General features: G+C 73.5%; 16 protein-coding genes. 6 read left to right on the top strand and 10 right to left on the bottom strand.

Going from position 1 to position 18,114, the window contains the following annotated elements:
* The first annotated feature begins 258 nt into the window (after positions 1–258).
* The gene (gene gdhA, locus DDW44_RS05655; protein WP_018892274.1) at positions 259–1,620 is read left to right on the top strand and encodes an NADP-specific glutamate dehydrogenase; all 1,362 of its coding nucleotides are present in this window, start codon (positions 259–261) and stop codon (positions 1,618–1,620) included.
* A gap of 162 nt (positions 1,621–1,782) precedes the next feature.
* A complete protein-coding gene (locus DDW44_RS05650) occupies positions 1,783–2,925 on the top strand; it encodes a serpin family protein (RefSeq protein WP_425275621.1) in 1,143 nt (380 codons plus the stop codon).
* A 70-nt stretch (positions 2,926–2,995) separates the two neighbouring features.
* On the opposite strand, the gene DDW44_RS05645 is transcribed toward DDW44_RS05650, so the two are convergent.
* From DDW44_RS05645 to DDW44_RS05635, 3 genes are all read right to left on the bottom strand, one after another.
* Positions 2,996–3,340, bottom strand: coding sequence for an antibiotic biosynthesis monooxygenase family protein (locus DDW44_RS05645; protein ID WP_026164853.1), 345 nt, complete (start codon positions 3,338–3,340; stop codon positions 2,996–2,998).
* A 131-nt stretch (positions 3,341–3,471) separates the two neighbouring features.
* Complete coding sequence (locus DDW44_RS05640; protein ID WP_018892276.1) at positions 3,472–4,140, bottom strand: O-methyltransferase; 669 nt, start codon at positions 4,138–4,140, stop codon at positions 3,472–3,474.
* A 325-nt stretch (positions 4,141–4,465) separates the two neighbouring features.
* On the bottom strand, positions 4,466–4,939 hold the full coding sequence (locus tag DDW44_RS05635) for an ATP-binding protein (protein WP_108905728.1): 474 nt from the start codon (positions 4,937–4,939) through the stop codon (positions 4,466–4,468).
* 92 nt (positions 4,940–5,031) lie between these two features.
* On the opposite strand from DDW44_RS05635, the gene DDW44_RS05630 reads away from it, so the two are divergent.
* On the top strand, positions 5,032–5,859 hold the full coding sequence (locus tag DDW44_RS05630; protein ID WP_108905727.1) for a helix-turn-helix domain-containing protein: 828 nt from the start codon (positions 5,032–5,034) through the stop codon (positions 5,857–5,859).
* Positions 5,840–6,175, top strand: coding sequence for a DUF397 domain-containing protein (locus DDW44_RS05625; protein ID WP_108905726.1), 336 nt, complete (start codon positions 5,840–5,842; stop codon positions 6,173–6,175). Before DDW44_RS05630 ends, DDW44_RS05625 begins: the two co-directional genes overlap by 20 nt.
* Before the next feature lie 131 nt (positions 6,176–6,306).
* On the opposite strand, the gene DDW44_RS05620 is transcribed toward DDW44_RS05625, so the two are convergent.
* Positions 6,307–7,530: a serine hydrolase domain-containing protein gene (locus DDW44_RS05620; protein ID WP_108905725.1), complete on the bottom strand. Its 1,224-nt coding sequence runs from the start codon at positions 7,528–7,530 to the stop codon at positions 6,307–6,309.
* Positions 7,531–7,867: 337 nt separating this feature from the next.
* Complete coding sequence (locus DDW44_RS05615) at positions 7,868–9,109, bottom strand: cytochrome P450 (RefSeq protein WP_108905724.1); 1,242 nt, start codon at positions 9,107–9,109, stop codon at positions 7,868–7,870.
* Between the two features lie 310 nt (positions 9,110–9,419).
* On the opposite strand from DDW44_RS05615, the gene DDW44_RS05610 reads away from it, so the two are divergent.
* Positions 9,420–10,589 carry a steroid 3-ketoacyl-CoA thiolase gene (locus DDW44_RS05610; RefSeq protein WP_108905723.1) on the top strand — a complete coding sequence of 390 codons (1,170 nt, stop codon included), beginning with the start codon at positions 9,420–9,422 and terminating at the stop codon, positions 10,587–10,589.
* 283 nt (positions 10,590–10,872) lie between these two features.
* Here the strand turns inward: DDW44_RS05610 and DDW44_RS05605 are convergent, their stop codons facing one another.
* The 4 genes from DDW44_RS05605 to DDW44_RS05590 all read right to left on the bottom strand — a co-directional run bounded on the left by DDW44_RS05605 (position 10,873) and on the right by DDW44_RS05590 (position 15,565).
* The gene (locus DDW44_RS05605; protein WP_017945143.1) at positions 10,873–11,274 is read right to left on the bottom strand and encodes an aggregation-promoting factor C-terminal-like domain-containing protein; all 402 of its coding nucleotides are present in this window, start codon (positions 11,272–11,274) and stop codon (positions 10,873–10,875) included.
* Positions 11,275–11,574: 300 nt separating this feature from the next.
* Complete coding sequence (locus DDW44_RS05600; protein ID WP_108908736.1) at positions 11,575–12,447, bottom strand: ECF transporter S component; 873 nt, start codon at positions 12,445–12,447, stop codon at positions 11,575–11,577.
* 83 nt (positions 12,448–12,530) lie between these two features.
* The gene (locus DDW44_RS05595; RefSeq protein ID WP_108905722.1) at positions 12,531–14,462 is read right to left on the bottom strand and encodes an ABC transporter ATP-binding protein; all 1,932 of its coding nucleotides are present in this window, start codon (positions 14,460–14,462) and stop codon (positions 12,531–12,533) included.
* On the bottom strand, positions 14,459–15,565 hold the full coding sequence (locus DDW44_RS05590; protein WP_108908735.1) for a cobalt ABC transporter permease: 1,107 nt from the start codon (positions 15,563–15,565) through the stop codon (positions 14,459–14,461). The genes DDW44_RS05595 and DDW44_RS05590 overlap by 4 nt, the downstream gene beginning before the upstream one ends.
* A gap of 800 nt (positions 15,566–16,365) precedes the next feature.
* On the opposite strand from DDW44_RS05590, the gene DDW44_RS32595 reads away from it, so the two are divergent.
* Positions 16,366–16,887, top strand: a complete 522-nt coding sequence (locus DDW44_RS32595; protein ID WP_244223966.1) for a hypothetical protein — start codon at positions 16,366–16,368, stop codon at positions 16,885–16,887.
* A 4-nt stretch (positions 16,888–16,891) separates the two neighbouring features.
* On the opposite strand, the gene DDW44_RS05580 is transcribed toward DDW44_RS32595, so the two are convergent.
* The gene (locus tag DDW44_RS05580) at positions 16,892–18,019 is read right to left on the bottom strand and encodes a CapA family protein (RefSeq protein ID WP_108905721.1); all 1,128 of its coding nucleotides are present in this window, start codon (positions 18,017–18,019) and stop codon (positions 16,892–16,894) included.
* Positions 18,020–18,114: the final 95 nt, after the last annotated feature.

Genomic DNA, 18,114 nt, shown 5'->3' with positions numbered 1-18,114 from the left:
AGACCCGGCGCGCACCATGATCGACGATATTGGGCCCCGCGTCCGTATGTGTACCCGTGCACCACGGACCCCCACCGACCGCCGCAGGACACCCCGAATCCCGACCGGGACCGGCGGGTACGTGTCCCAGGTCGCCTCCGCGCCGTTGACCGTCTGCGCCGCTCGGCCCGCGGGCGCCCCACACGGGCGCCCCCGCCGACGGCACACCGGCACGGCACCCCACAGCACCAGTCCCGCCGACGAGAAGGAACCCGATCGATGCCCTCCATCTCCTCCAGCGCCTCCGCGACCCTCGACGACCTCGAAGCGGACATCCGCCGCCGCAACCCCGGTGAACCCGAGTTCCACCAGGCAGTCCACGAGGTGCTGGAGACACTGGGACCCGTGCTGGACAGGCGGCCCGAACTCCGCGAGGCCAAGCTGGTCGAGCGCCTCGCGGAACCGGAGCGGCAGCTCATCTTCCGGGTGCCGTGGCAGGACGACCGCGGCGAGATCCACGTCAACCGAGGCTTCCGGGTGGAGTTCAGCAGCGCCCTCGGCCCCTACAAGGGCGGTCTGCGCTTCCACCCGTCCGTCAACCTGGGGATCGTGAAGTTCCTCGCCTTCGAGCAGATCTTCAAGAACGCCCTGACCGGCCTGGGGATCGGGGCCGGCAAGGGCGGCAGCGACTTCGACCCGCGCGGCCGCTCCGACGCCGAGGTGATGCGCTTCTGCCAGTCGTTCATGACGGAGTTGCACCGGCATCTCGGTGAGCACACCGACGTGCCCGCCGGCGACATCGGCGTCGGCGGCCGGGAGATCGGCTTCCTCTTCGGCCAGTACCGGCGCATCACCAACCGTTGGGAGGCGGGCGTGCTGACCGGCAAGGGCACCTCCTGGGGCGGCTCGCACATGCGCCCCGAAGCGACCGGCTACGGAAACGTGCTCTTCACCGCCGAGATGCTGAAGGTACGCGGCGAGCAGCTCGCCGGCCAGCAGGTCAGCGTCTCCGGGTCGGGCAACGTGGCCCTCTACACCGTGGAGAAGGCACAGGCGCTGGGGGCGCATGTGCGCACCGTCTCCGACTCGGCCGGGTACGTCGTCGACGACAAGGGCATCGACCTGCCCCTGCTCAAGCAGATCAAGGAGGAGGAGCGCGGCCGGGTGAGCGACTACGCGATCCGCCGCGGCGCGTCCGCGCGGTACGTGCCCGGCGGCAGCGTCTGGGAGGTGCCCACCGATGTGGCCCTCCCGTCGGCGACCCAGAACGAACTGACCGCCGACGACGCGGCGGCCCTGGTGCGCAACGGCGTCAAGGCCGTCTCCGAGGGCGCGAACATGCCCACCACCCCCGCGGCGGTGCGCATCCTCCGCGACGCGGGTGTCGCCTTCGGCCCGGGGAAGGCCGCGAACGCGGGCGGCGTGGCCACCAGCGCGCTGGAGATGCGGCAGAACGCGGCCCGCGACCTCTGGCCCGCGGCCCGCGTCGAGGAGGAACTGGCCCAGGTCATGCGGAGCATCCACGAGACGGCGTACGAGACCGCCGCCCGCCACGACAGGCCCGGCGACTATGTGGCGGGCGCGAACATCGCAGGCTTCGAACGGGTGGCGGACGCCATGCTCGCCCAGGGCCTGATCTGAGGCACACCGCTCCTCCTCGGTGAGCCGCACCTCGGTGCGACCCCGGCCGCCCCCTGGCACACTGCACCCGGAAGCGGAAAGACGCGGCAAGACGCGAAATGACGCGGAAGACGCGGGTGACGGGGGGCGGTTGCGGTGGACGGCACGGCGGGGACGGAACGAGTGGACGCGACACCCGGGACGACGCCCCGGCCGGGCCCGTACCCCGGACACAAGGAAGCCGTCCAGGCCGTCCGGGCCGTCCGGGCCGTCGGGGAGCGGTGGCTGCGGGAGTTCGCCGGGGAGGGCGACTTCGTCTGCTCGCCCGCCGGGCTGTGGCTCGCGCTCGGTGCCGTGGCGGCGGGCGCACGCGGCGGTACCGCCGAGGAACTCCGGGCGCTGCTCGGCGCGGCCGGGGACGACGCGGCCCGGGCCGTCACCTCCATGGCCCGGGAACTCGACGGAACGGACGCGCTGGCCGTCGCGACCCGCGTGTGGAGCAAGGTCCCGGTCCACCGCACCTACCGTGAGGCACTGCCCGGCGTCGGGTTCGGCCGTCTCGGCGACGGGCAGGACGACATCGACGCCTGGGTGAGGGAGGCGACCGGCGGGCTGATCGGAGGGCTACCGGTCCCCGTCCCCCCGGACACGCTGCTCGCCCTGGTCAACGTCCTCGCGCTGAAAGCTCGTTGGGAGACGCCCTTCCCGGGCCACCTGACCGTGCCCGCGCCGTTCACGGACGCCTCGGGGACCGTGCACCGGGTGCCGACCATGCACCGGCGGCTGGCCCCCGGCGACGCGTGGACCGCGGGCCGGGCGCAGGTCGCCCAGCTGCGCTGCGAAGGTGGTTCGGGCGCGGTGGTCCGCCTCGTCCTCGGTGCGCCGGGCGCCGGCCCCGCGGAGGTGCTGCCCGCGGCCTGGGCGCCCCATGAGACGTGTACGCCCGTCGGAGCGGAGGCCGTCGACCTCGCCGTGCCCCGCCTCGCCCTGCGGACGACGACGGACGTGACGCCCCAACTGCCCGCTCTGGGCGTACGGCAGGCCACCACCGCGCTCGCCGACTTCTCCGGACTGTCACCCGAGCCGCTGGCGATCTCGATGGTCGTCCAGGAGGCCGTACTCAAGGTCGCGGAACTCGGCGTGGAGGCGGCGGCCGCGACGGCGGTCCTCACCCGCGCGGGCGGCGCCCCCCGCCCGGTCCGGGCCCTCCGCCTCGCCTACGACCGCCCCTTCGGTATCGTCGTACTCGACGCCTCCGGGCGGCTCCCGCTCTTCGCCGCCTGGCAGTCGACCGCCCCGGCGGGCGGCCCGGCGCCGGGGGAGTGACGACCGCACCGGCCGACCCTCCCTGCCGCCGTGGAGGCCGGAGGTGCCGGTGCGGTCGGCTGCCCGCCGGTCAGCCCTGCTTCGGCGATGCCTGCTGGACCACCTCGAAGGACCACAGGGTCGAACCCGTCGCCGCGGGCTTCGGGCGTTCACCTTCGCCGCTCCCGCCGCTCCCGCCGCCCTCGCCCCGGTGGGCGGCCTGCATCGGGCCGGACATCCAGTTCTGGAAGTCCTCCTCGCTGCGCCAGCGGGTGTAGACGAGGTAGTCGTCGGTGCCCTCCAGCGGGCGGAGCAGCTCGAACCACTCGAAGCCGTCCGAGGACTCCACGGCCCCCGCACGCGCGGCGAACCGCTGCTCCAGGGACTCCCGCTGCGCGGCGGGGACGGTCAGCACATTGATCTTCACGACGCTCATGAGGTGCAGGATAGGCGCGGCGCGAGTCGCCCGCGGCCCCGACCCGGCGGGGCGGCGGGCGCGCGTCCTGCCGGCACCCGCCCGGGAGGCACGTACGGGTCGTGCCCCCACCCGTGGCGACGCCGGGCCGTTCAGCCCGTGACGCGGGCCAGCAGAAGACCGTCGTACCCCCGCGCGCCCACCGTCTGGAAGGCGGTCGCGGTGAGCCGCGGGTGGGTCGAGATCACCTCGAACATCCGGCGGGTGCCCACGACGGCGGGGTCCTCGCTGGTCGCGTCGAGGACCGAGCCGCCGCGTACGACGTTGTCGACGACGATGACGCTCCCCGGCCGGGACAGCTTCAGCGCCCACTCCACGTAGTGGGGGTTGTTGGCCTTGTCGGCGTCGATGAAGAAGAAGTCGAACGGGGCCGTGCCCTCGGACTCCAGCGCGGCCAGGCTGTCGAGGGCGGGACCGACCCGTACCTCCGCGTTCTTGTCGAGCCCCGCGCGGGCGAGGTTGGCGCGGGCCACGTCCGCGTGCTCGGCGCTGTACTCGAGGGAGACCAGCCGTCCGTCGGCGGGCAGGGCCCGGCCGAGCCAGATGGTGCTGTAGCCGCCGAGCGTGCCGATCTCGAGGATCCTCGTCGCGCCCTGGGTGAGGGCCAGCAGGTGCAGCAGCTTCCCCTGGTTGGGCGCGACGGCGATCTGCGGCAACCCGGCCGCGTCGCTCGCGGCGACCGCGGCCTTCAGCGCGTCGTCCTCGGGCACCAGCAGGTCGGTGAAGTAGGCGTCGACGGCGTTCCATTGCTGTTCAGACATACGGGCAACGTATCCCACGCCCGAACTCCCGGCCGGACGGCGGAATGCCTTTCGGCCTGCGGCTCCCCACCGCCCCGTGCCGTACGGTCCCCTGCCGTACGGTCCCGGGCCGCACGGTCAGGCGTCTCGGTCCGGGGCCTCGGTCGGGCCCGGGAAGACGCCGATAGGGCGCCTTCCCGGGTGGATCGCCGCGTCCAGCCAGCATCCCCCGCCCGGGGCCGCCGCGCCATTCGGCCGCGGCCATCAGTGCGCGGCTGCCTGTCCGCGGGTGCCTGTCCCCGGGTGCCTGTCCGCGGACGCGGTACGGGCCCCTCCCCGGAACCCCTCAGCGGGCCTGCCCGGGTGCCGGCCGTCCAAGGGGCGCCGGCGGCGCGACGCCGGGCCCGGCGTCCGGGGCGCGGCACTCGAACCAGACGGTCTTGCCGGTTCCGCCCGTACGCGACACGCCCCACTTGTGCACCACCGCGTCCAGTAGCGCCAGTCCCCGTCCCGACTCCTCGCCGGGCGCGGCCCGGCGCAGCACGGGCAGCGCGGGGCACTCGTCCCTGACCTCCACCCGGAGACCGGACGGGCCGCGCTCGACGAGCAGCCCGCAGCGGCGGCCGGGGACGTGGTCGTGGACGTTGCCGAGCAGTTCGGTCAGGGCGAGTGAGGCGTCGTCGGCCAGTTCCGGCAGGCCCCACAGGGCGAGGTAGTGGCGGAGGATGCGGCGCACATGGCGGGCCGAGTGGTCCCCGACGGTGAAGCGCATGCCGTACTGGGAGGCGGGCCCCGGGGCGGGGGCGATGTCGTCGATCACGCTACGAGGGTGGGACCGGACGGCTACGCTCTGCCATGGCCTGAATACAACCCGTCCGGCAGTGGGCGGAGTTGAGTACGAGGGAGCACGCCGTGACGCATGTCAACGTCCTCGACCCGGGCGCCTCGCCGCTCGACTACTACGGCTACGAACTCCGCCGCTACCGCGAGGCGGCGGGGCTCACCCAGAAGCAACTGGGCGCCGTCATCAACTACACCGGCTCGCTGGTGGGGCAGATCGAGACGGCGCGGAAGCTGCCGACGCAGGAGTTCAGCGAGCGCACGGACGCGGCGCTGGGGACGGACGGGCTGCTGACCCGGCTGCTGGGGCTGGTGCTGCGCAGCCAGTTGCCCGCGTGGTTCCAACAGGTGGCGGAGTTGGAGGCGCGGGCGACGGAGATCTGCACCTTCCAGACCCATATGGTGCACGGGCTGCTCCAGTCGCCGTCGTACGCGCGGGCGGTGCTCGGGGCCGTGGACCGGGGGAATCTGGACGACCGTACGGCCGTCCGGCTGGCGCGGCAGCGCATCCTCGGCAAGGAGGAGCCGCCGGTGCTCTGGGCGATCCTCGGGGAGGCGGCCCTGCGCCAGTCGATCGGCGGGCCCGCGGTGATGCGCGAGCAACTGGCGCGGTTGCTGTCCTTCGCCGACGACCTCCGGGTGAACGTCCAGATCCTGCCGTTCCGGGCCGGGGCCCACGCGGGACTGACAGGCTCGTTCAACCTCTACCGCTTCGGGAGCGACCCGGCCATCGTCTACACCGAGGGATATGGGAAGGGCCATCCGACGGCCAACCCGGCCACGGTCAGGGACTGTTCACTCCGTTACGATCACCTCCAGGCCGCCGCGCTGTCCCTCACGGACTCGACGGACCTCATCCGGCGCACGATGGAGGAACGCTATGGGGAGCAGCAGCTCTGATCCGACCGGTGCCCGCTGGCGTACGTCCAGCTACAGCAGCGACCAGGGCGGCGATTGCGTCGAGTGCTTGCCGCTCGGCGGCGCCGTGTGGCGTACGTCCAGCTACAGCGGTGACCAGGGCGGCGATTGCGTCGCGTGCGCCCCGCTCGCCGGTGCCGTATGGCGCACGTCCCGTCACAGCGGCGACCATGGAGGCGACTGCGTCGAGATCGCCGAGACCCCGCAACTCGTCGCCGTGCGCGACTCCAAGGTCCCGGCGGGGGACGTGCTGCACTTCCCTGCCGGCGCGTTCTCCGCCTTCGTGCGGACGCTCTGAGGGCATAGCCCCCGGCACCCGCCAGGCCGGGGTCGGCATCGCGCCCGGAACCGGTGCGGTCGGTGCCGCCCCGGGGCCGCCGCGCGCCCCGTGCCGGCGGTGCCGCGGGGCCGCCCGCGCCTTCCCGGACGCTAGGGCGTCGGTGACGCCGTCGGGGACGGCGGCGGGCTGGTCTTCTCGGACTGCGGCGCGGTCGGCAGGTCGAACACGTTGCGCGGGGTCACGACCTCGGTGACGGCGCGCCCCAGCAGCGTGCTCAGTGACTGGCCGCGGAAGTCGGTGTCGGAGTTGACCAGGATCACCAGCGTGGCGCGCTGGGAGGGCAGTTGCACGGCGAGCGTCTCATAGCCCGGCAGCTCCCCGTTGTGGCCGATCCAGTTGCCCACCCGCATGATGCCGAGGCCGTACTGGACCTCGGGAATGCCCGTCGGGCCGAACTTCAGGCGCTCCTTCTGGGTGGCGGGGTCGAGGAGCCGGCCGTCGGCCAGGGCGGGTACCCAGGTGTTCAGGTCGCCGAGGTCGGAGATCATGGCGCCGGCCGCCCAGGCCCAGGACGGGTTCCAGTTGGTGGCGTCGACCGTGCCGCCGGACGGAGTGGCCGTGGCGGCGCCGGACTTGGTGTAAGGGGTGTAGCCGTGGGCGTACGGCTCGGGCATCGCGTCGTCCGTCGGGAACGAGGTCTGGCCGAGCCGCAGCGGGGCGTAGACGCGCTGCCGGAGGTAGTCCTCGAGCCGCTGCCCGGTGACCTTCTCGATCACCAGCCCCAGCAGGATGGTGTTGGTGTTGCTGTACTCCCACTTGCTGCCGGGCGGGAAGTTCAGCGGGTGCGCGAACGCGTAGTCGAGGAGCTGCCGAGGGGCGAACGTCTGCTGGGGATCGGCCAGGAGGGACTTCTCCCACTTCTCGTCCTCGGAGTAGTTGAACAGACCACTGCGCATCTCGGCGAGCTGGCGCAGGGTGATGCGGTTACCCGCCGGTACGCCCTCGACGTACTTCCCGACCGGGTCGTCGAGCCCGACCCGGCCCTGGTCGACCAGTTGCAGCAGGCCGGTGATGGTGAAGGTCTTGGTGACGCTGCCGATCCGCATGTGCAGATCGGTCTTCATGGGCGTGCCGGTCGACTTGTCGGCGACGCCGAAGGCCTTCTCGTACGTACCGCGGCCGGGAATCCGGATGCCGACGATCGCGCCGGGGATCCCGGCCTCCTCCATGGTGTCCTCGACGGCCTTGTCGAGGGCCTCCACCAGGGCGGGATCGAATTCCTGGCGCTCGGTGTGCGCCTGTGCGCCGGTCAGGCCGGTGGCGACCAGCAGCAGGGCGGCGAGGATCGCCGGCACGACTCTGAGACGGATCATCCGCGGCCACCTCTGGTTTCCGGTCGTGTGGTTTCCGGTCGAACGAGGTGAAACGGCTCTTCGGGATGAAGGCCGTTACAGGGATCATCCATCATAAGATCGCCGCAATCGGACGGCGACTCGGGTGGGCTTACCGGCGCCCCGGGCGCATGGCCCTCACGAGAACGAAGCCCGCGGGAATGCGCTCCGGGGACCGGCGCCCGGGCGCACGAACCCCGGCGCATGGGCCCCGGCGCACAAATCCGGGCGCATGGGCCCCGGCGCACGAATCGGCGCAGGAACCCCGGGCGCGGGTCCCTGTCCGTCATGTGACCGCTCCGGGGCGCGTGTCTCCGGGCTATCCGCCGGTGCTGACCCGGAGCTCCTTGATCCCGTTCAGCCAGGACCCGCGCAGCCTGCGCGGGTCGCCGGCCAGGCGCAGGTCCGGCAAGGTGTCGGCGATGGCGCCGAAGATGAGGTCGATCTCCCTGAGGGCCAGCGACTTGCCGAGGCAGAAGTGCGGGCCCCCGCCGCCGAAGCCGAGGTGCGGGTTGGGGTCGCGGGTGATGTCGAAGACCTCGGGGTTCTCGAAGACCTCGGGGTCGCGGTTGGCGGAGGAGTAGAAGAGCCCCACCCTGTCGCCCTTCCTGATCTTCCGGCCGCCGAGTTCGGTGTCCCGGGTCGCGGTCCGCTGGAAGGAGACCACGGGCGAGGTCCAGCGGACGATCTCGTCGGCGGCGGTCGCCGGGCGCTCCCGCTTGTAGAGCTCCCACTGGTCGGGGTGGGTGAGGAGGGCGTGCATGCCGTGGCTGATCGCGTTGCGGGTCGTCTCGTTGCCCGCCACCGCCAGCAGCAGTACGAAGAGGCCGAACTCGTCGGAGGAGAGGTTGCCTTCGTCCTCGGCCGCGACGAGCCGGGTGACGATGTCCCCGGCCGGGCACTCCTTGCGTGCGGCGGCCAGGTTCATGGAGTAGCCGATGAGCTCCATGGCGGCCTCGGCGCCGATCTCCTCCGTGATCGCGTACTCCGGGTCGTCGTACGCCACCATCTTGTTCGACCAGTCGAAGATCCGGGCCCGGTCCTCCTGCGGTACGCCGATGAGTTCGGCGATGGCCTGGAGCGGGAGTTCCACGGCGATCCGGGTGACGAAGTCGAAGCCGCCGTCCGCGTCGCCGCTCGCGTCCTCGACGATGCGCCGGGCGCGGTCGCGCAGTGCCGACTCCAGGCTGCGTATGGCGCGCGGGGTGAAGCCGCGCTGCACTATCTGCCGGACCCGGGTGTGCTCGGGCGGGTCCATGTTGAGCATGATCAGTCGCTGGGCCTCGATCTGGTCGCGGCTGATGTGCCCGTTGAAGCGGATGATCGCGGTGTTCTCGCGGGAGGAGTACAGCTCGGGGTGGGTGGAGACGTACTTGACGTCCGCGTGGCGGGTGACCGCCCAGTAGCCCCCGTCGTCGAAGCCGGTGGCGCCGCGTGGCTGCGGGCACCACGAGACGGGGGCCGTCTGCCGCAGCCGGGCGAACTCGGGGTGGGGGACGCGGCTCTCCAGCAGGTCGGGGTCGGTGGCGTCGAACCCTTCGGGAAGACGGGGGCAGGGCATCGGCAACTCCAGGTCTCGCGGCTGGACGGCTGTGCGGCGGCTGCGCGATTCGGGCGATCCGTGCGACGGTCCGTCCGGCGATCCGTTCGACGGCGTTGTCTGACGGTTCGTCAGAACCTCTCGCAAGGTAGTAACGGGTTCCATAACTGGCAAGACGCATGGCGGGAACTGTTGCCTGCAGGAGCCTTGCATACCTGGGGTAACCCTCATAAGACTGCTAGAGAACTAGAACGCGTACTAGTTCTTCTTGCGGTTCTCGGGTGCGGGGTGCCGGGACACCCCGCACCAGTGCTGAGGAGAGGACGAGCTCATGGCCGCGGAACCCGTCATCGTCGAAGCCGTACGCACACCCATAGGCAAGCGCGGTGGCGCGCTCGCCAATCTGCACCCCGCCTATCTGCTGGGCGAGACCTACCGTGAACTGCTGGGCCGCACCGGCATCCACGCCGACTGCGTCGAGCAGATCGTCGGCGGGACCGTCACCCACGCCGGCGAGCAGTCGATGAATCCGGCGCGCAACGCCTGGCTCGCCATGGGGCTGCCCTGCGAGACCGCCGCGACGACCGTCGACTGCCAGTGCGGCTCCTCGCAGCAGGCCGCGCACATGACCGCCAACATGATCGCCGCCGGTGTCATCGACGTCGGCATCAGCTGCGGTGTCGAGGCCATGTCGCGGGTGCCGCTGGGCAGCGGCTCCAAGCACGGCCCGGGCAAGCCGTGGCCGGACGAGTGGAACGTCGACCTGCCCAACCAGTTCGAGGCCGCCGAGCGCATCGCGCGCCACCGCGGACTCAGCCGGGAGAACGTCGACGCACTCGGCCTGATCTCCCAGGAGCGGGCGGCGGTCGCCTGGGCCGAGGAGCGCTTCAAGCGCGAGACCTTCGCCGTCCAGGTGCCCACGACCGAGGAGGAGCAGTACGCGGGCCAGGGCATGTGGCGGCTCGTCGACCGCGACGAGGGCCTGCGGGACACCTCGATGGAGGCGCTGGGCGGGCTGAAGCCGGTCATGCCGACCGCGGTCCACACCGCCGGGAACTCCTCGCAGATCTCCGACGGCGCGGCGGCGATCATGTGGGCGTCCAAGCGCATGGCGCGGGCGCTCAAGCTGAAGCCGCGCGCCCGGATCGTCGCCCAGGCTCTCGTCGGGGCGGACCCGCACTTCCACCTCGACGGGCCGATCGACGCGACACGGGCGGTGCTGGGGAAGGCCGGGATGTCGCTCAAGGACATCGACCTCGTGGAGATCAACGAGGCGTTCGCCTCCGTCGTGCTGAGCTGGGCGCAGGTCTTCGACCAGGACCTCGCGAAAGTCAATGTCAACGGCGGGGCGATCGCCCTGGGGCACCCCGTGGGCGCGACGGGCGCGCGGCTGATCACGACCGCGCTGCACGAACTGGAGCGTACGGAAGGGGAGTTCGCGCTGGTGACGATGTGTGCGGGCGGGGCGCTGGCGACGGGCACCATCCTGCAGCGGCTCTGAGCGGCTCTGAGCGGCTCTGAGCGGCTTCGGTGCGTGGACGGGGCCGCCCGGGCGGGTACGGGTGCGGGTCCTTCGGCGGCTCGGCACGGTCCCGGGCGGCTCCGGGAGGCCGGTTCGTCCCGTGCCTGGAGGGTGAGGGATTCCGTACTCGGAGGGTGAGAGCTTCCGTGCCCGGCGGCGAGGTCTTCCGGGTACGGCGAAGGCCCCGGTCCCACGCGTGGTGCGTCGGTTCGGGGCCCGGGGCCGCTCTGCGCGGCAGTCCGTCGTCCGCCGTCAGGCCGGCTCAGTACCAGTGGTTGGCCTGCCAGAAGCTCCAGGCGCCGCACGGGCTGCCGTAGCGCTCCTTCATGTAGTCCAGGCCCCACTTGATCTGGGTCTTGGGGTTGGTCTTCCAGTCGGCGCCGGCCGAGGCCATCTTGCCGCCCGGCAGGGCCTGGACCAGGCCGTAGGCGCCGGAGGAGGCGTTGGTGGCCGTGTGGTTCCAGTTCGACTCCTTCGAGACGATCTTGTCGAAGCACTGGAACTGGGCGGCGGGCATCATCTGCTTCGCGACCTCCTTCGGCGTCGCGGCCGAGGCCGTCGACGTCGTCCCCATGACCGCGGCGGCCGCACCCAGAAGCACGGCGGTACCGGCGGCGAGGGACTTGCTGCGGGTGGAGGCGCGGGTGATCAGCGAGCGGGACAAGGGCTTACCTAACGTTCGGGGACTACGGGTCGCGCGGGGCGGGCCGAGCCGGGCTCGTGTGCCGGGCTCCAGGCCCTGCTGCGCCGTGCGACGGGAACAGTTGTAGCCGGGGCCGCGGACCCCGTGCCGTGACCGGGCTCACGCCGTAGATACGACATAGAGGGAGCATTAAGGGTCTTAAGTCCCAAACTGGACATATGTGGTCTATGTGCAGGTGGGGAAGGGTGACCCGGGAGACGGGGTCCTCGGACGACGGCTACGAGGGCCGATAGTTCCGGGACCAAGGTCCTGTGGGACGCCTCACCTCTCGGCGGGGGTCCCGGCCGCCTCGAATGTGACCCGCGCCTCGAACGCGGCCCGTCGCGTCGCCCTCCGGAGCGCCCTCAGCAGCGTCGGACCGGCCGCCAGGGTCAGCACGACGGTGAGGACCGCCCGGCCCAGATCCCAGCCCAGGGAAGTGGCGAGCACATACGCGCCGAAGCGGACCAGGTTCTCCGCCACCGGGGCGCCCGCCTGGAAGGAGACGCCCGAGGCGAGGCCCGGCACGATGGTCCAGCCGTAGAGGTTCATGACCGTGCCGTACGCGAACGCCGCGGCGCAACCGTACCCGGCGAGCATCAGCAGCTCCGCGCGGCCCCTGAGGCGGTCGGCGCCCGGCAGCAGACCCGCGCCCATCGTGAACCAGCCCATGGCGAGCATCTGGAACGGCATCCACGGCCCGACCCCGCCCGTGAGCAGCGCGGACGCGAACATCGTCACCGAGCCGAGGACGAAGCCGAAGCCGGGCCCGAGCACCCGGCCGCTCAGCACCATCAGGAAGAACATCGGCTCCAGACCCGCCGTGCCCGCGCCGAGCGGCCGCAGCGCGGCACCGGCCGCGGCGAGCACACCGAGCATGGCGACGGCCTTCGCGTCCATGCCCCCGTCGGCGATGGTGGCGACCACCACACCGACGAGCAGCGGCAGCAGGGCGGCGAACAGCCAGGGAGCGTCCTGGGCGTGGCCGGTGACGGCGGCGTCCGCGTCGGCGAGCAGCGGCCAGCAGAAGGCGACGACGCCGATCGCGCTGACGAGGGCGAGGGCGGCGACGGCCCGGGGGCCGAGCCGGACGGGACGGGCCGCGGCCGCGGGGCGGTCGGCACGGGCCGTGGGGCGGTCGTGACGGTTGTGCAGGTCGTGCCCGATGTGTTGGTCGTGCCGGTCGTGCCGCTCACGGCGGCCGGGCAGGCCGATCGTGCCGCCGGTGTCGCCGGTGCTCACAGGGCGGCCTCCACCTGGGCGACGGTGAGCCACGGCTCCGGGGCGAGGATCTTGGCGATCTGCGGTGCGAAGGCGGGGGACGAGACGACCACGTCGGTCGTCGGGCCGTCCGCCACGACCTCCCCGCCCGCGAGGATCACCACCCGGTCCGCGATCTCGGCGGCAAGCTCCACGTCATGGGTGGCCAGCACGATGCCGTGGCCCTCCGCCGCCAGTCCGCGCAGCACGGAGACCAGCCGCGACTTCGCCGCGTAGTCGAGTCCGCGGGTCGGCTCGTCGAGCAGGAGCAGCGGCGGGCGGGCGGTCAGCACGATCGCCAGGGCGAGCGCCAGCCGCTGCCCCTCGGACAGGTCCCGCGGGTGGGTGGCGTCCGCCACCCCGGGGAGCAGCTCCGAGACCAGCTCCCGGCAGGTCCCGGGAGCGGCCCCGGCGTCCGCGTCCGCGGTGGCGCACTCGGCCCCTACCGTGTCCGCGTACAGCAGGTCCCGCGGCTCCTGCGGAACCAGCGCGACCCGTCGCACCAGCTCGGCGGGCGGGGTGCGGTGGGGCGTGCGCCCGCCGACCCGGACCGACCCCGACGCCGGTTCGACCAGTCCGACGAGGCTGCCCAGCAGCGTCGACTTCCCGGCACCGTTGCGGCCCATCAGCGCGACGGTCTCCCCGGGCCCGACCACCAGGTCGACCCGCCGCAGCGCCTCGACCCGTCCGTGCCGCACCCCGAGCCGCGCCGCCTCCGCGAGCACGGCCGGGTCGTGCGGCTTCTCGTCGGGCGCTCCGCCCGGCGCCGACCGGCCCCGCCCGGCCCACGGGAACAGGGCGCCCAGCCCTCGTCTCCCGGCCTTCCCGGCCCTCCCGGCCTTCCCGGCCCTCCCGGCCTTCCCGGTCTTCCCTGCCTTCCCGGCAGCCCCTGGACTCCCTGGTTCTCCTGCCGTCCCTGGACTCCCTGCCGTCCGTGGTTCTCCCGCCGTCCCTGGGCTCCCTGGGCTCCCTGGGCTCCCTGGACTTCCCGGAGCGCCCGGTGCCCCCGGTCCTTCCGCGGCCCGCCGCCCACGGGTGGCCGGGCCGGGAGCAGCAGTGCCCGACGTGCCCCGCGCGGCCGCCGGGGCCGTGCCCGCCAGCCGGGTACGCAGGTCCTCCGCGCGGCGGCGGGCGTCGCGGACGGAGAGCGGGAGGGGCGACCATCCGGCGAGGCGCCCGAGGGCGACGACCGGGGGGCGGACCGGGGAGAAGGCCATGATCTCGGCCGGGGCGCCCGCCACCGGGGGCTCACCGGGCCCGGGGAGCAGCACGACCCGGTCCGCGTACTGCACCACCCGCTCCAGCCGGTGCTCGGCCATCAGCACCGTCGTCCCGAGGTCGTGGACGAGCCGCTGGAGCACCGCCAGCACCTCCTCCGCCGCAGCCGGGTCGAGCGCCGACGTCGGTTCGTCGAGGACCAGCACCTTCGGATGGGGGGTGAGGACGGACCCGATCGCGACCCGCTGCCGCTGGCCGCCCGAGAGCGTCGTGAGGGGGCGGTCGCGCAGCTCCGCGAGCCCCAGCAGGTCCAGCGTCTCCTCGACCCGCCGCCGCATCACCGCCGGCGCCAGCCCCAGCGACTCCATGCCGTACGCCAGTTCGTCCTCGACCGTGTCGGTGACGAAGTGCGCGAGCGGGTCCTGGCCCACCGTGCCGACGAGGTCGGCGAGTTCGCGCGGCCGGTGCGTGCGGGTGTCGCGCCCGTCGACCGTCACCCGGCCCCGCAGGGTGCCGCCCGTGAAGTGCGGCACCAGCCCGGAGACCGCCCCCAGCAGGGTCGACTTGCCGGCTCCCGAGGGCCCGACCAGCAGGACGAGCTCGCCCTCGGGGACGGTGAGGTCCACCCCGGCGACCGCGGGCGCCGCCCCGGTACCGCCGTACGTCACCGAGACGTCGTCGAAGCGGATCATGACGGGGACTCCTTTGGCGGCACGGGCGCCACGAACGCGGGCAGCAGGCCCAGCAGCACCGCCGCGGCGGGCCACAGCGGCAGGGCGGGCACGGTCAGCGGCACGACACCGGGATGCAGCGCGCCGGGCGCGTACGTTTCGGCGCGGATCATCAGCGCCGCCACGACGGCACCGGACCCCGCCACCAGCCAGGCCCGCGGTCCCCACCGGTCGGGGCGGTACCGGGTGCGGACCTGGCGCCGGCCGCCGAGCCACAGCCCGCCGAGCGCCGCCGCGAAGCCGCCCAGGAGCACGGGCAGTCCGTACCCCGCGCCCTCCGCGGCGAGCAGCCCGTACGAACCGGCGCACACCCCGAGCAGCCCGCCGAGCACCAGGGCGGTGGTGGTGTGCCGGACGGCGGGCGGCACCTGCGCGGTACGGCCGTACCCGCGCGCGTCCATGGACGCGGCGAGCGCCACCGAACGCTCCAGCGCCCCCTCCAGTACCGGCATCCCGATCTGCAGGACGGCCTTCACCCCGCCGGCCGGACGGCCCCGCAGCCTCCGCGCGGTGCGGAGCCGGAGCACGTCGGCGACCATGTTCGGGGCGAACGTCATGGCGACGACGACCGCGACCCCCGCCTCGTACAGCGCGCCGGGAAGGGACTTCAGCAGCCGGGCCGGGTTGGCGAGCGCGTTCGCCGCGCCGAGGCAGATCAGCAGCGTCGCCAGCTTCGCCCCGTCGTACAGCGCGAACACCGTCTGCTCCAGCGTGACGCGGCCACCGATCCTGACGCCCTGCGCCCAGTCGGGCAGCGGCGCCTCGGGCAGCGTGACCAGGACGTGGGTTCCGGGGATGGGCGAACCGAGGACGACGGAGAACGCCAGCCGGAGGGCGACCACGGCGAGGCCGAGCTTGACGAAGGCGCCGTACGAGCGCGCCCAGGGGGAGTCGGTGCGCCGGGCGGCCACGACGTACCCGGCGACGCCCACCAGCAGCCCCAGCAGGAGCGGATTGGTCGTCCGCGACGCGGCGGTGGCCAGGCCCAGGGCCCAGACCCACCAGGCTCCGGCGTGCAGGGCGTTGCTCCGGCCGGCGCCGGGCGCACGCAGTGCTCCGACCAGCGGCCGGCGCTCCGCCGGCGGCCTGCCGTACCCCCGGCGTCCGCCCGCGAGGTTCCCGCCGCTCCCGGGGTCCGCCTCCGCGGCCGAAGGCGTTGTTGGCCATCTGGAGCTGCGGCAGGGTGACGGGAATCTCCGCGGCCACGGTCGGGATGACCACGGCGACGAGCCCGACCGCGGGAGTGCCTGCCCCACCGGAGGGTGCCGACCGGACCGGAGACATACCGGCCCGGCCAGGGGGAATGCCGGCCCGACCGGAGAAGTACCGGCCCCACCGAAGGAGTTGCGGGCACATGCTCGTCCCTCCTCCCACATGACCGAGGCCCCCGACGTGTGGGCCGGGCCCATGGTCGGGGAGTGTCGGCCACAGCACGCTGGGGCGGCGCACCCACCCGTTCGCCGTTCACTCGGAGGCCGCCGCCATGCGTCTGTCCCGTACGCCCCGGGGCACACCGGCCGCGCCGGGCGGCCCGGGCGGCGCCCCCGGGGCACCGGGTGTGCGCTCCCTCCCCACCATGGCCGGCCCCCCGCCCCCTCCCCCGGGCCAGGGACTTCACCCGGGCCACGCGCCTCTTCCGGGCCAGGCGCCTCCCACGGGCCAGGCGCCTCCCACGGGCCGGACACCGACCCCGGTCCCGTTCCCGCCCCCCGGGTGGGCGGCGCACCACCCCGCGCCCGCGTCGCACACCCCGCATTCCGCAGGGACCCGGTACGGCGGCTACCCGGCGTACGGCCCGCCGTCCCTCCCCGGGGCGCAGCGCCGCGACAGACGGGGCACGGTCGCCCTCGTCGCCGTCGCGGTGGTGGTCGCGGTCGCGGCCGGCAGCTCGGTCTACACGCTCATGAACGGCGAGCACACGGACGCCCCGACGGCGCCCGGACCGTCGGCGTCCGCGGCCCGCTCGCCCGGTGCCCCCGGAGGGCAGCGCGTGCCGACGGCCGACGGCACGCCCACGACGACGGAGTCCTCCCCCGCCGCCCGTACCGGTACCGTGCCGGAGGAGTACCTGGGCACCTGGCAGGCCGAGTTCACGACCGCCGACGGCAACGCGCACACGCGTGTCATGACCATCACCGGCGGCTCGGCGGGCGAGACCGTCATGACCCTGACCGGGCGGAGCGCCGGCTACGACTGCCGCTGGGCCGCCACGCTGCGCGCCTCCGGTCCGCCGCTCGAACTCGGCCCCACACGGGTCACCTTCGGCGATCGGAGCAGTTGCTCACCGGGCCAGTGGAGCCGTCTCGACATGCCCGACGACCGCACCATCGTCCGCGAGCTGGTCGGTTCGGGCGGAGCGCCGCTGACGTACACGAAGAGGGGCTGAGCTCTCAGCGGCGGTTCCAGCGGAGGGCGAGCGTCCCGTCCCCGCCGAGTTCGGGTTCCACCTGGGTGCCGAACGCCCGCCCGGCCCGGCTCAGCACCTCGCACAGCCACCCGGTGTCCTTCGCCGAGGCGTGGTGGAGGGTCATCCGCCGCGCCTGCATCGGCACGATCCGGAGCGCGGCCAACTCGCCGGTGCCCGCGTCCAGGGTGGGGAAGTACAGCAGCCGCAGGTCGTCGCGGTAGCGCTCGTAGCCCGTGATCCCCTCGTAGTCGTCGATGAGGTCGCCGCAGCCGTACAGGACGAGCTTGCCGTGGTGGACCTGGATCGGCCGGGGGTGGTGGGAGGAGTGCCCGTGGACGAGGTCCACACCTCCCTCGACGAGCCGGTGGGCGAAGGCACTCTGGCTCTGCGACACCCCGTATCCCCAGTTCGAGCCCCAGTGGATCGACACGACCGCGAGATCGCCGGGCCGGCGCACCTCGCGCAGCCGCCGGACGAGCGCGTCGGCGCTGCGGACCGACAGGTCCGGTACGTAGTCGACGCCCGGTCTGCCCTCAGCCGCCGCCCAGCGCGAGGGGACCCCGGCGGACGCCATCCCGCAGGACAGGACCAGCACCCGGCCCCCGCTCCGGGTGGGGACGGCGACCGGCCGCTGGGCCTCGGCCCGGTTCCGCCCGGCCCCGGCGGGCCCGAGACCGGCACGGCCGAGCACGTCCAGGGTCTCCTCCAGGCCGCGCCGCCCGAAGTCCAGCACATGGTTGTTGGCGAGCGCGCAGACGTCGGGCCGTGCCGCGGCCAGGCACGGCACGTTGTCCGGATGCATCCGGTACGTCACGGCCTTGCCCGAGGCGAAGTCGTCGCTCGTCGTGACGCTGCTCTCCAGGTCGATCACCCGGACGTCGGGGTCGAAGCGGTCCAGGACGCCCAGCGCCGCGCCCCAGGGCCAGGTGTAGTCGACGGGACGCGGGATCGCGCCGTTCACCGCCTCCGCGAGCGCCACATAGTCCCGGGCGTCCCGGATGTAGCTCTCCCGCAGCGCGGGGTCGCCGGGGTGCGGAAGGATCTGGTCGACGCCCCGGCCCGGCATGACGTCGCCGCAGAGGAACAGCGTCACGAGACCCCGGCCGTTCATGCACCGATTTTCCCACCGATGGCCCGGCTCGCAGGGGCGTGCGGGCGCTCCGCCCGGGAGCGTGCCGACACCCCGCCCGGGTCCGTGCAAGCCCT

The organism is Streptomyces tirandamycinicus, assembly GCF_003097515.1.
GTDB lineage: Bacteria > Actinomycetota > Actinomycetes > Streptomycetales > Streptomycetaceae > Streptomyces > Streptomyces tirandamycinicus.
This window is presented reverse-complemented; position numbering and strand designations above follow the sequence as displayed.